Source organism: Burkholderia cepacia, assembly GCF_029962485.1.
GTDB lineage: Bacteria > Pseudomonadota > Gammaproteobacteria > Burkholderiales > Burkholderiaceae > Burkholderia.
The window spans coordinates 3400903-3412522 of the sequence record NZ_CP073637.1; the positions used below are offsets into that span (position 1 = coordinate 3400903).

Consider the following 11620-nt stretch of genomic DNA (forward strand, 5'->3'; position numbering starts at 1 on the left):
AAAGAACACTGCCGCGTCTCGCGCGGCAGTGTGAAGATTGCGTATCAGGGCGAGATCATGCCTAGACGTTTCTTCAACGACTGCGGTTTGCCCTCGAAGAGCGCCGCGTAGTAGACGGTGTTCGACAGCACGTTCTTCACGTAGTCGCGCGTCTCGTTGAACGGAATCGTTTCTGCGAAGATCGCGCCTTCGACCGGTTGCGTCAACACCTGGCGCCACTGGCGCGGCCGGCCCGGGCCCGCGTTGTAGCCGGCGGTGGCGAGCACCGGCGAGCTGTCGAAGTTGTTGTAGATGTCCGCCAGATACCAGGTGCCGAGCTGGATGTTGGTATCGATGTCGTGCATCTGCGCACGCGTGATCGTGCCCATGCCGAGCTTCTTCGCGACCATCTGGGCGGTGGCCGGCATCAGCTGCATCAAGCCGCCCGCGCCCACCGACGAACGCGCGCTGATGATGAAGCGCGATTCCTGGCGGATCAGCCCGTACGCCCATTCGACGTCGAGGCCGGTCGATTGCGCATAGCGTTCGACGATGTTGCGGTACGGCGACGGGTAGCGCAGCGTGAAGTCGTGCTCGGCCTTCGTGCGGTCGGCCGTGTTGACCGTGCGGTCGAGCAGCTCGACGCGCTTGCCGTATTCGGCGGCCGCGAGCAGCTGGCGATCGGTCATCCCGCGCAGCGGCCAGTTCCATTCGCGGTTGCCTTCGAGGCGCAGGTTCAGCCCATAGAAGCGCTGCGCGAGCGCGAAGCCCGGAATCTTGCCCATCGCGTCGACCTCGGCGTCGCTCACCTTCGTGCGCGGCGGAATCGACGTGCGCTGGCCGAGCTCTTCACCGGCGAGCTGCCCGTAGAAGTTGAACTGGCCCGCGACCTGCTCGAATTCCTGGTTCGCCTGCAGCGTGTCGCCGCTCTGCTTGAGCGCGCGCGCATGCCAGTAGATCCACGCCGGATCGTCGCGCAGCGACGGCGGCATCTGCTCGATCGACCAGCGCACCATCGGCCAGTTGCCGGCGAGCAGCGCGGCGCGCGTGCGCCATTCGTAGCCCGGGTTCGACAGCGGCGCATTCGTGGATTTCGCGTACCAGACCGACGCGAGCGGCGAGCGCTTGATCGCGCCCTGGTAGCCGATCGCGCCCCACGCGATCGCCTGTTCCTGCTTGGTCAGCGAAGGCGCGACCGTCGTCAGCATGCCGGCGGCCGCGTCCGGATCGTTGCGCGCCATGCGGCCGAGCGCGATCAGCGCGAGCTGGTGCGACGTCGCGTCGGCGCCGACGCCGCGCGCGAGGTACAGCGGCGGCGCGCTCGTCGCCTGGTCGAACCCGACCGGGCGCGGGCCGAGCGCGTCGACGATCTTGCCGCCGAGCGTCGTGTAGTTCTGCTCGTACGCGAGGCGCGCCTGCTGCCACACGTCGTCGCTCGTGAACTGCTGGTTGACGGTCAACGCGGTGATCAGGTCGACGCATGCGTCGCCGTAGTTCTTCGGCTCGACGAGCAGCGCGCGCGCCGCATCGGCGACGTTCTCGCCGCGCGCCGCGCGCGATTCGAGCGCATAGCACTTGACCTGCGTGTCGTCGTCGAGCACGAAGCGCTTGTACTGGTCGTCGAAGTTGCGCCAGTCGTGGCGCGCGCCCAGCACGAGCAGGTAGTCGTTGCGCAGGCGGTCGGCGATCGCCTGGCCGTCGTAGCGCTGCAGGAACGACTGCACCGGTGCGTCCGGCGCATCGACGCGCGCACGGCCCGTCGAATCGAACAGCTGCGGCTTGATCTGGAAATACTCGACGTAGGACGGGACCGGATAGTTCGGGATCATCGACGCGAGCTGCGCGGCTTTCGCGGCGTCGTTGCGGCGTGCGGCTTCACGAAGCTGCACGAAGGTCTGGTCGTCCCCGGAGACCGCATCGTCGTTCGGTGCGGCGCACGCGGCGGTGCCCGCGACGAGCGCGGTGGCCGAAAGCGTCAGCGCGACCGCGCGATATACTCGGAAAAGGCTGTTCGACATCGTTTTGAATGGAGCGCGAAGTGAGCGAAAGCATAGCACGCAACCCTGTGCCAAACCCGAAGGTTGCGCTGCGCAAAACGCTGTCCGGTGCGCGTCGCGACGCCGCGTCGCAGCCCGCCGCGAACGCCGCGCTCGACGCGCGGCTGCGTACGCTGCTCGACCGTCTGGCGCCGCGCACGGTCGGGTTCTACTGGCCGCTGCCCGGTGAATTCGATGCGCGCGATGCGGTGCTCGCGTGGTGCGCGGCAGGTGCCGGCCGGCGCGCCGCGCTGCCCGTGATCGGCGAGCGGCACACGCCACTCGCGTTCCATGCGTGGGATGCGCACACGCCGATGCGCGAAGGTCATCACCGGATTCCGGAACCGGCGTCGGGAATCGTCGTCGTGCCCGACCTGTTGCTGATCCCCTGTGTCGGATTCGATCCGCAGCGCTACCGGCTCGGCTACGGTGGCGGCTACTACGACCGCACGCTTGCCGCATGGCCGGGCGACGCCCTGCCCGTGACGGTCGGCATCGCGTATGAAGCGTGCCGCGTCGATGCGCTGCCGGCCGAAGCGCACGATCTCGCGCTGCGCTGGATCGTGACCGACGGCGCGCTCTACCCGGCCGCCGGATGACGCGGCGCGCGGCGCCGCGGTCGTCTCGCGCCCGTCAGCGCAGGCCCGCGCGCCCCGGTCTCCGCAATCGTTTACAGCGACGCCGCCGCGCGTGCGGCCGTGTCGTAGAGGCCCGATGCGTGGCGCAGCAGCTGCGCCGCGTCGCCGATCTGCTCGTTGGTGAGCCCGCTGTCCTTCAGCGTCTCGATCAGGCAATGCTCGCGCACCTCGCGATATTTCAGGCACAGCTCGCGGCCGGCGTCGGTCGCGAAGAAGAACGCTTCCTTGCCGTTCTTCTCGCTCTTCACATAGCCGCGGGCGATCAGTTTTTTCAGCGCATAGGTCGCGACGTGCGTATCCTCGATATTGAGCACGAAGCAGATGTCGGCGAGCTTCTTCTTGCGTTCGCGATGGCTGACATGATGCAGCAGCGACACCTCGACCGCCGTCATGTCCTTCGCGCCGGCCGCCGACATGCAGCGCACCATCCACCGGTTGAACGCGTTGCCTGCCATGATGAGCCCGTACTCGAGCTCCGACAGCTCCGCGCTCGAATCGGAAACGAGGTGTTCGGATGACACGATCTTGGTCGCAGGACGCTTCATGGAAAGGCGGAGCAAGCCGGATGACAGGGAGTGCCGAGTGTACGCCAGAAGCCCGGACATACGGGCTAGGCGAAAACGCTTATTGGGAAGTTGTCGATATTTTATTGACAATGTGCGCTAACATTGCCGTCCGAACCGTGCCAGTCCGATGACGCAACCCCGCATTTATCCGCTCGGCGATGCCGCCCTCGTCTGTGAGGTGCCGCCGCCCGCCACGCTCGACTGCCAGCGCCGCGTCTGGGCCGTTGCCGAGGCCGCGCGCGCGTGGCCCGACGTGATCGACGTCGTGCCGGGCATGAACAACCTGACCATCGTGTTCGACGCGCTCGCCGCGACGGCCGAATCGCTCACGCCCGCGCTGCGCGACGCGTGGGAGACGGCCGACGTCGAGCACGCGGACGGCCGCGAAGTCGAGATTCCGGTCGAGTACGGCGGTGCCGCCGGCCCCGACCTGGCGGCCGTCGCCGCCCACACGGGCCTGCCGGCCGACGAAGTCGTCGCCCGCCACGCGGCTGGCGACTATGTCGTGTTCTTCGTCGGCTTCCAGCCGGGCTTCGCGTATCTCGGCGGCCTCGACGCGTCGCTGCACACGCCACGCCGCGCGGCGCCGCGCCTTGAGGTGCCGGCCGGCTCGGTCGGCATCGGCGGCGCACAGACGGGCATCTACCCGGCCACGTCGCCCGGCGGCTGGCAACTGATCGGCCGCACGTCGCAGGTGCTGTTCGATCCTGCGCGGCAGCAGCCGACGCTGCTGCTGCCCGGCGATCGCGTGCGCTTCACCATTGCGGGAGTCGACGCGTCATGACCCAGAGCAACGCACCGGGCACCATCGAGGTGTTGCGCGCCGGCCCGCTGTCGACCGTGCAGGATCTCGGGCGCCGCGGCGCACGCCACCTCGGCGTCGCGCAGGGCGGCGCGCTCGACGGCCTCGCGCTCGAGGTCGGCAACCGGCTCGTCGGCAACCGCCCCGACGCGGCGGCTGTCGAAGTCACGATCGGCCCCGCCACGTTCCGCTTCACGCGCGCGACGCGCATCGCGATCACCGGCACCGAGTTCGGCGCGACGCTCGACGGCCAGCGCGTGTATTCGTGGTGGAGCCTGCCGGTCGAGGCCGGGCAGACGCTCGTGCTGCCGGCCGCGAAACGCGGGATGCGCGGCTATCTGTGCATCGCGGGCGGCATCGACGTGCTGCCGATGCTAGGCTCGCGCAGTACCGATCTCGCGTCGCGCTTCGGCGGCCTCGGCGGCCGCACGCTGCGCGACGGCGACCGGCTCCCGGTCGGCGTGCCGCCGGCCGGCGCGGGCTGCCTCGCGGCCGATGCGCCCGAATTCGGCGTGAAGGCGCCCGCGTGGTGCGCGTTCGTTCGCGTCGACGAGCCGCCGCGCCGTCACCGCCCCGCGCATGCGCCGTGGGCGATGCCCGTGCGCGTGCTGCCGGGCCCCGACTACGCATCGTTCGCGGCCGATTCGCAGCAGGCGTTCTGGGACGAGGAATGGCTCGTCACCGCGAACAGCAACCGGATGGGCTACCGCCTCGCCGGCGCCGAGCTGGTGCGCGAGCGGCCCGTCGAGCTGCTGTCGCACGCGGTGCTGCCCGGTACGATCCAGGTGCCGCCGAACGGCCAGCCGATCGTGCTGATGCACGACGCGCAGACCACCGGCGGCTACCCGAAGATCGGCACGGTGATCCGCGCCGATCTGTGGAAACTCGCACAGGCGCGGCTCAACCTGCCGATCCGCTTCGTGCGCACGACACCTGACGCCGCGCGCGCCGCCCTCTCCGCAGAACGTGCCTATCTGCGGCAGATCGACGTTGCGATCGACATGCGAGAAGAAGCGCGCCGCCGCGCCCAATCGCGCGCAGCGTGACAATGGCGGAAGCAGTAACGAAAGACGCGCCACGCCATCAGTGGACGAGGAACAACATGGAAATCGATCTGAATGCCGATCTCGGCGAAGGATGCGGATCGGACGAGGCGCTGCTCGACCTCGTCACGTCGGCGAACATCGCATGCGGCTGGCATGCAGGCGGCGCGAACGCGATGCGCGACTGCGTGCGCTGGGCCGTGCAGAAAGGCGTGTCGATCGGCGCGCACCCGAGCTTTCACGATCCGGAGAATTTCGGCCGCAAGGAAATGCAGCTGCCGGCCGGCGACATCTACGCGGGCGTGCTCTATCAACTCGGCGCGCTGTCGGCGATCGCGCAGGCCGAAGGCGGGCGCATCGCGCACGTGAAGCCGCACGGCGCGCTGTACAACCAGGCCGCGCGCGACCCGATGATCGCCGATGCGGTGGTGTCCGCCATCCACGACTTCGATCCGTCGCTCGCGGTGTTCGGGCTCGCGAACAGCGTGTTCGTCGCGGCCGCGCGGCATGCGGGGCTCGCCGCCGTGGAAGAAGTGTTCGCCGATCGCGGCTACCGCGCGGACGGCTCGCTCGTGCCGCGCAGCCAGCCCGGCGCATTGATCGACGATGAAGACGCGGTGCTCGCGCGCACGCTCGACATGGTGCGCAACCGGCAGGTGCGCGCCCTGAGCGGCGAATGGGTGCCGCTCAACGCGCAGACCGTCTGCCTGCACGGCGACGGGCCGCATGCGCTGGCGTTCGCGAAGCGGATTCGCGCGGCGCTGGAGGCCGCCGGCGTCGACGTCGTCGCGCCCGGTGCGCTGCAGGCCGACGAGGGCGCGTGACGCGCATTTATCCCGTGCAACGCACGTTGCGCGTATCGGCCGCACAAAAGAAAAAAGCGCCCTCGTGGCGCTTTTCCGTTGGCGCAATCGCTGCGGCTTCGCCGTCTGTCGATTCACCCCCCGAAACCGTCTTTCGACGGTGACCGGAAAATTCTTCCGGATTAAAAAACGTCCGCCGCCGCCCGATCACTGCATTCCCCGGTCAGACGACGGAGCGTTGCTTATGTGCAAGTCGGCCTGCATGCATTCTTGTTGTCCGACGATGATTGGCCCCGCCGTACATGCAGACACTTTCCGCGGCCGGCACGTATGCACCACGTGCCGGCAACGCGCTAACCCCGCGCTTTATTTTCTGCTACCCCGTAGAACTTTTTCTATTCTTTTCATTTTTTCAACTTGTGGATCGAAGAATAGATATTGGCAGAACGGGATGTCAATCGTTTGAAACGCTATTTTCCGACGAATCGAGGGTTTTCCTTATCGAATCGCGCGCCCATACAGGCGTTTGACGTGCCCGGGCGACGTCAATCAAACAGGGGAGGATCGGTTCGGACGCGACGACGACGCTCAGTTCGCGTCGACGCTGTAACCTTGTTGACGCAACAATTCGAGCACGCCGCGCGGGCCGCCCAGATGCAGCGCGCCGATCGCGACGAACAGCGGCCGGTTCGGCGCGGCGATTGCCGTCATTCGTGCAACGAAGCGCCGGTTGCGCTCGTACACGATCTTGTTGTCGATCGACGCCGACAGCGCCTTCGAACGCGCGAGCCGCTCGCTCTTCGCGACGGCCCACGCGGAAATCGCATCGGCGTCGCCAATTCGCCACAGCCGGTGCAGCGCCTTGATGTCGTCGGCGTTCTGCGCGGGCGTCTGCACCATGTCCTGCGCGAGCATCTCGCGCTGCTCGGCCAGCGTCAGCCCGGTGAACGCGCGCATCTGTTCGGCGAGCGTCTCGAGCCCGATCACGCGGCCGCCCTTCTTCTTCAGGAACACGTTCTGCAGCTGTGCCTCGGTGCCGTATTCGGTCTGCAGGCCGGCCGACAGCGAATCGTAGGTCTCGACGACGAGCGCCGCGAGCCATGGCCGCATCTTGCGGATCTCGGCGAGCGCGGCCGGATTGCCGCGCAGGCGCGCCGCGAGCCGCTGCCACAGCGGTTCGGGCAGCAGGCGCTGCAGGCACGGGTAGCGGCACACGCCGTACTTCGACACGTCGTCCTGCGATTCGAGCAGATCGTCGGGCGACAGCTCCAGCGCGAGCGTCGGCGACGCGGCGAGCGCCGCGAGGATGCGCGGCCGGAACGGCTGCGCGCTCGGGTAATCCGACGGATCGCCCGTATGCAGCGTGCCGAGCACGTAGAGCGTGACGTTGCCTTTGGTCGCGACGTAGAACGGCATGCGCGCGGGCTGCACGCGCACGGTGCCGCGCGACACCGTGCCGTCCGATACGGACGGTGCGTGGAAGCCCGGCAGGCTCATGCCGGGCGGCGGAACTTGCGACGGATGGATCGGTGAAGTGGCCGGCGCGCGCCCTTCGGCGCGCGCGGATTCGACGGGAACCACGAGGCTGGCCGCCACGCACGCGCCGGCCAGCGCCGCGCCCGTGACGGTACGCACGCTCCAGCGCCGCGCGTAGCGGTACGCGCGCATCACGCGCGCGCCGCTTGTTCCCGCACGGCGCACGCCGGACACGCGCGCCGCCAACACATCAGGCATTCGCCTCCCCTACCTCCTCGGCACGATGGCACGCCACCTGCCGGCCATCGACCTCGCGCAGCTTCGGCTCCTCCGCGCGGCACCGCTCGACCGCATACGGGCAGCGCTGGTGGAACGCGCAGCCCGACGGCGGATTGAGCGGCGACGGCAGTTCGCCCTGCAGCTTGATCTGCACGCGGCGGTCTTCCTCGAAGATCGCCGGCGTCGCCGACATCAGCGCCCGCGTGTACGGGTGGCGTGGCCGCGCGTAGATCGTTGCCTTGTCGCCGAGCTCGGCGACGCTGCCGAAGTACATCACCATCACGTCGTCCGCGACGTGCTCGACCACCGACAGGTTGTGCGAGATGAACACGTAGCTCGTCTTGAACTGCTCCTGCAGATCCATGAACAGGTTCAGGATCTGCGCCTGGATCGACACGTCGAGCGCGGACACCGGCTCGTCGGCGACGACGATGCGCGGGTCGAGGATCATCGCGCGCGCGATCGCGACACGCTGGCGCTGACCGCCCGAGAACATGTGCGGATAGCGCTTCGCATGCTCGGGCCGCAGGCCGACCGTGCGCATGATCTGCGCGATGCGCTGCGCGCGCTCGGCGGCCGTCAGGTTCGCGTTGATCTCGAGCGGCTCGGAAAGCGTCTGCTCGACGGTCTTGCGCGGGTTCAGCGACGCGAACGGGTTCTGGAACACCATCTGCACGCGACGGCGCAGGTCGGCGACCGTGTCGCGGCTCGCGCCGGCCACGTTCTTGCCGTCGATCGTCAGGCTGCCCGACGTGGGCGTCTCGATCATCGTGAGCTGGCGCGCGAGCGTCGACTTCCCGCAGCCCGACTCGCCGACGACGGCGAGCGTCTTGCCGCGCTTCAGCGAGAACGACACGCCGTTCAGCGCCTTCACGGTGCCCTGCCCGAACATCCCGCGCTTCACCGAATAGTGCTTCGCGAGGCCGTCGGCCACCAGTACGGCTTCCTCGTCGTGCGGCATGGCACGCGCTTGATTGACTGCATTCATCGTGCACCTCCCGTCAGGTCGAGGTTGGAAACGTTAAGCGGCTTGATGCAGCGCGCACGCATCGCATCGTTGCCGGACACCAGCGTGTCGAGCGCCGGCCGCGCCTTGCGGCAATCGTCGACGACATACTTGCAGCGCGGCGCGAACAGGCACCCGGACGGGCGATCATCGCGGCCGGGCACCATGCCGGGCAATGCGGCAAGGCGACGCGCACCCTTATTGTGCTCGGGAATCGCCGCGAGCAACGCTTCCGTGTACGGATGATGCGGCGCACGGAAGATGTCGGGCACGCTGTTGGTCTCGATGATCTCGCCCGCGTACATCACCGCGACGCGCTGCGCGACCTCCGACACCACGGCCAGGTCGTGCGAGATCAGCACGAGCGCCATCCCGCGTTCCTTCTGCAGCTTCACGAGCAGATCCATGATCTGCGCCTGGATCGTCACGTCGAGCGCGGTGGTCGGCTCGTCGGCGATCAGGAGCTTCGGGTTGCACGCGACGGCCATCGCGATCATCACGCGCTGGTTCATCCCGCCCGACATCTGGTGCGGGAACGACGCGATGCGGTTCTTCGCGTCGGGAATGCCGACCTGGTCGAGCAGTTCGAGCGCGCGCCGGTTCAGCGCGTCGCCGCGCAGGCCTTCGTGCAGCTTCAGCACCTCCTTGATCTGGTAGCCGACCGTGTAGCTCGGGTTCAGGCTCGTCAGCGCGTCCTGGAACACCATCGCGATGTCCTTGCCGACGATCTTGCGGCGCGCCTTCGGCGACGCCTTCAGCAGGTCGACGCCGTTGAACGTGACCTCGTCGGCCGTCACCTTGCCCGGTGCGTCGATCAGGCCCATCAGCGCCATCATCGTCACGCTCTTGCCCGAGCCCGATTCGCCGACGACGCCCACCACCTCGCCCGGCGCGATCGACATGTTGATCCGGTCGACAGCGGGCAGGCCATTGAAGTTCACCGCGAGATTGCGGATGGTCAGAAGATCTTGGCTCATGTTCACGCCATCCGTTTCAGTTTGGGATCGAGCGCGTCGCGCAGCCCGTCGCCGAGCAGGTTGATCGCGAGCACCGAAATCAGGATCGACAGGCCCGGCATCGTCACGATCCACCACGCGTTGTCGATGTAGTCGCGCGCCGAGGCCAGCATCGCGCCCCACTCGGCGGTCGGCGGTTGCACGCCGAGGCCGAGGAAGCCGAGCGCGGCCGCGTCGAGGATCGCCGACGAGAAGCCGAGCGTCGCCTGCACGATCAGCGGCGCCGTGCAGTTGGGCAGCACCTGCGAGAACATCAGGCGCAGCGTGCCGGCACCGGCCACGCGCGACGCCGTCACGTACTCCTTTTGCAGCTCGCCGAGCGCCGATGCGCGCGTGAGGCGCACATAGGCCGGCAGCGCGACGATCGCGATCGCGAACATCGTGTTGGTGAGGCCCGGGCCGATGATCGCGACGACCGCGACCGCGAGCAGCAGCGACGGCAGCGCGAGCAGCACGTCCATGATGCGCATCACGGGCGTGTCGGCCCATTTCTGGAAGAACGCGGCGACGAGCCCGAGCACGATGCCGGGGATCAGCGCGAGCACGACCGACACGAAGCCGATCCAGAACGACATCCGCGCGCCGAACATCAGCCGCGAAAGAATGTCGCGACCCGCTTCGTCGGTGCCGAGGATGAATTTCCAGTTGCCGCCGTCGAGCCACGCGGGCGGGATCTTCACGTAGTCGCGGTATTGCTCGACCGGGCTGTGCGGCGCGATCAGCGGCGCGAGCAGCGCGACCAGGATCAGCACGAGCACGACGATGCCGGCGCCGACGGCGCCGCGGTTGCGCGAGAAGTTGGCCCAGAACTCGCGCAGCGCGAGCGCACGGCCGCCGGCCGGCGCGGATTCGGTCGGCAGGGTGTTTTGCAGATTGCTCATGGGATTACCTCGTGTGGCGGATGCGCGGATTCAGCACGCCGTACAGCAGGTCGACGACCAGGTTCACGACGATCACGAGCGTCGCGATCAACAGGATGCCGCCCTGGACGACCGGATAGTCGCGGCGGCCGATCGCATCGATCAGCCACTTGCCGACACCGGGCCACGAAAAGAGCGTCTCGGTCAGCACGGCGCCCGCGAGCAGCGTGCCGATCTGCAGGCCGATCACGGTGACGACCGGGATCAGCGCGTTGCGCAGCGCATGCACGACGACCACGCGCGCGGGCGACAGCCCCTTCGCGCGGGCGGTGCGGATGTAGTCCTCGCGCAGCACTTCGAGCATCGACGAGCGCGTCATCCGCGCGATCACCGCGAGCGGGATCGTGCCGAGCACGATCGCGGGCAGGATCAGGTGGCTGACCGCCGACCTGAACGAGCCTTCATCCGGCGCGAGCAGCGCGTCGATCAGCATGAAGCCCGTCGGGTGCGGGAAGTCGTATTCGACGGCGATGCGCCCCGACACGGGCGTCCAGCCGAGGTATGACGAAAACACCATGATGAGGATCAGCCCCCACCAGAAGATCGGCATCGAGTAGCCGGTGAGCGCGGTGCCCATCACGCCGTGGTCGACGACCGAGCCGCGCCGCAGCGCGGCGATCACGCCGGCCGGCAGCCCGACCGCGAGCGCGAACACGAGCGCGCACAGCGACAGCTCGACGGTCGCCGGGAAGCGCGCGAAGAATTCGCCCGCGACGCTCGTGTTGGTGATGATCGACGTGCCGAGGTCGCCATGCAGCGCCCGGCCGATGTAGTGGAGGTACTGCATGGGCAGCGGCTGGTCGAGCCCGAGGCGTTTCATCGCCTCTGCGTGCATCGCGGGATCGACGCCGCGCTCGCCCATCATCACTTCGATGGGGTCGCCCGGTATCAGGTGAATCAGCGCAAACGCCAGGATGGTGATGCCGATGAAAGTCGGGATCACCATGCCCACGCGGCGCAACACGAATGTGAACATGATGCGTCTCGTATTTTCTTGTGGGAAATGTGCGACCGGCGACGGGAAGCTTTTGGCCTCCCGCCGCCGGATGAGTTAGC

The 11620-nt window shown here is 68.0% G+C and carries 11 protein-coding genes; 4 read left to right on the top strand and 7 right to left on the bottom strand.

From position 1 onward, the window contains the following. Positions 1 to 44: 44 nt before the first annotated feature. Positions 45 to 1997 carry a lytic transglycosylase domain-containing protein gene (locus tag KEC55_RS15840; RefSeq protein WP_176050747.1) on the bottom strand — a complete coding sequence of 651 codons (1953 nt, stop codon included), beginning with the start codon at positions 1995 to 1997 and terminating at the stop codon, positions 45 to 47. Positions 1998 to 2005: 8 nt separating this feature from the next. On the opposite strand from KEC55_RS15840, the gene KEC55_RS15845 reads away from it, so the two are divergent. Further along, positions 2006 to 2614, top strand: a complete 609-nt coding sequence (locus tag KEC55_RS15845; RefSeq protein ID WP_282506154.1) for a 5-formyltetrahydrofolate cyclo-ligase — start codon at positions 2006 to 2008, stop codon at positions 2612 to 2614. Between the two features lie 71 nt (positions 2615 to 2685). Here the strand turns inward: KEC55_RS15845 and KEC55_RS15850 are convergent, their stop codons facing one another. Next, a complete protein-coding gene (locus KEC55_RS15850) occupies positions 2686 to 3198 on the bottom strand; it encodes a winged helix DNA-binding protein (RefSeq protein ID WP_282506155.1) in 513 nt (170 codons plus the stop codon). 148 nt (positions 3199 to 3346) lie between these two features. Here KEC55_RS15850 and pxpB point away from each other — a divergent pair, with 148 nt between their 5' ends. From pxpB to pxpA, 3 genes are read left to right on the top strand one after another with little or no spacing between them, the layout of a single operon-like run. Next, positions 3347 to 4003 carry a 5-oxoprolinase subunit PxpB gene (pxpB, locus tag KEC55_RS15855; protein ID WP_282506156.1) on the top strand — a complete coding sequence of 219 codons (657 nt, stop codon included), beginning with the start codon at positions 3347 to 3349 and terminating at the stop codon, positions 4001 to 4003. Beyond that, complete coding sequence (locus tag KEC55_RS15860) at positions 4000 to 5067, top strand: biotin-dependent carboxyltransferase family protein (protein WP_176050751.1); 1068 nt, start codon at positions 4000 to 4002, stop codon at positions 5065 to 5067. Before pxpB ends, KEC55_RS15860 begins: the two co-directional genes overlap by 4 nt. Positions 5068 to 5123: 56 nt before the next feature. Then, positions 5124 to 5888, top strand: coding sequence for a 5-oxoprolinase subunit PxpA (gene pxpA, locus KEC55_RS15865; RefSeq protein ID WP_034190296.1), 765 nt, complete (start codon positions 5124 to 5126; stop codon positions 5886 to 5888). 567 nt (positions 5889 to 6455) lie between these two features. Here the strand turns inward: pxpA and KEC55_RS15870 are convergent. The 5 genes from KEC55_RS15870 to KEC55_RS15890 are packed head-to-tail and all read right to left on the bottom strand — an operon-like array spanning position 6456 to position 11540. Then, positions 6456 to 7601, bottom strand: a complete 1146-nt coding sequence (locus KEC55_RS15870; protein WP_282506157.1) for a TraB/GumN family protein — start codon at positions 7599 to 7601, stop codon at positions 6456 to 6458. Further along, the gene (locus tag KEC55_RS15875) at positions 7594 to 8610 is read right to left on the bottom strand and encodes a peptide ABC transporter ATP-binding protein (RefSeq protein WP_282506158.1); all 1017 of its coding nucleotides are present in this window, start codon (positions 8608 to 8610) and stop codon (positions 7594 to 7596) included. The genes KEC55_RS15870 and KEC55_RS15875 overlap by 8 nt, the downstream gene beginning before the upstream one ends. After that, complete coding sequence (locus KEC55_RS15880) at positions 8607 to 9605, bottom strand: ABC transporter ATP-binding protein (protein ID WP_282506159.1); 999 nt, start codon at positions 9603 to 9605, stop codon at positions 8607 to 8609. Before KEC55_RS15880 ends, KEC55_RS15875 begins: the two co-directional genes overlap by 4 nt. A gap of 2 nt (positions 9606 to 9607) precedes the next feature. Next, entirely contained in the window at positions 9608 to 10525 is a 918-nt protein-coding gene (locus KEC55_RS15885) for an ABC transporter permease subunit (protein WP_096508485.1), read from the bottom strand. Positions 10526 to 10529: 4 nt separating this feature from the next. Next, complete coding sequence (locus tag KEC55_RS15890) at positions 10530 to 11540, bottom strand: ABC transporter permease subunit (RefSeq protein ID WP_151049580.1); 1011 nt, start codon at positions 11538 to 11540, stop codon at positions 10530 to 10532. Positions 11541 to 11620 lie beyond the last annotated feature (80 nt).

Bases quoted from the DNA above. Each gene is read 5' to 3' on its own strand.
- KEC55_RS15860 (WP_176050751.1), top strand. From the start codon at position 4,000: ATGACCCAGAGCAACGCACCGGGCACCATCGAGGTGTTGCGCGCCGGC.
- KEC55_RS15845 (WP_282506154.1), top strand. From the start codon at position 2,006: ATGGAGCGCGAAGTGAGCGAAAGCATAGCACGCAACCCTGTGCCAAAC.
- KEC55_RS15875 (WP_282506158.1), bottom strand. From the start codon at position 8,610: ATGAATGCAGTCAATCAAGCGCGTGCCATGCCGCACGACGAGGAAGCC.
- KEC55_RS15870 (WP_282506157.1), bottom strand. From the start codon at position 7,601: ATGCCTGATGTGTTGGCGGCGCGCGTGTCCGGCGTGCGCCGTGCGGGA.
- KEC55_RS15885 (WP_096508485.1), bottom strand. From the start codon at position 10,525: ATGAGCAATCTGCAAAACACCCTGCCGACCGAATCCGCGCCGGCCGGC.
- KEC55_RS15840 (WP_176050747.1), bottom strand. From the start codon at position 1,997: ATGTCGAACAGCCTTTTCCGAGTATATCGCGCGGTCGCGCTGACGCTT.
- pxpA (WP_034190296.1), top strand. From the start codon at position 5,124: ATGGAAATCGATCTGAATGCCGATCTCGGCGAAGGATGCGGATCGGAC.
- KEC55_RS15880 (WP_282506159.1), bottom strand. From the start codon at position 9,605: ATGAGCCAAGATCTTCTGACCATCCGCAATCTCGCGGTGAACTTCAAT.
- KEC55_RS15890 (WP_151049580.1), bottom strand. From the start codon at position 11,540: ATGTTCACATTCGTGTTGCGCCGCGTGGGCATGGTGATCCCGACTTTC.
- pxpB (WP_282506156.1), top strand. From the start codon at position 3,347: ATGACGCAACCCCGCATTTATCCGCTCGGCGATGCCGCCCTCGTCTGT.
- KEC55_RS15850 (WP_282506155.1), bottom strand. From the start codon at position 3,198: ATGAAGCGTCCTGCGACCAAGATCGTGTCATCCGAACACCTCGTTTCC.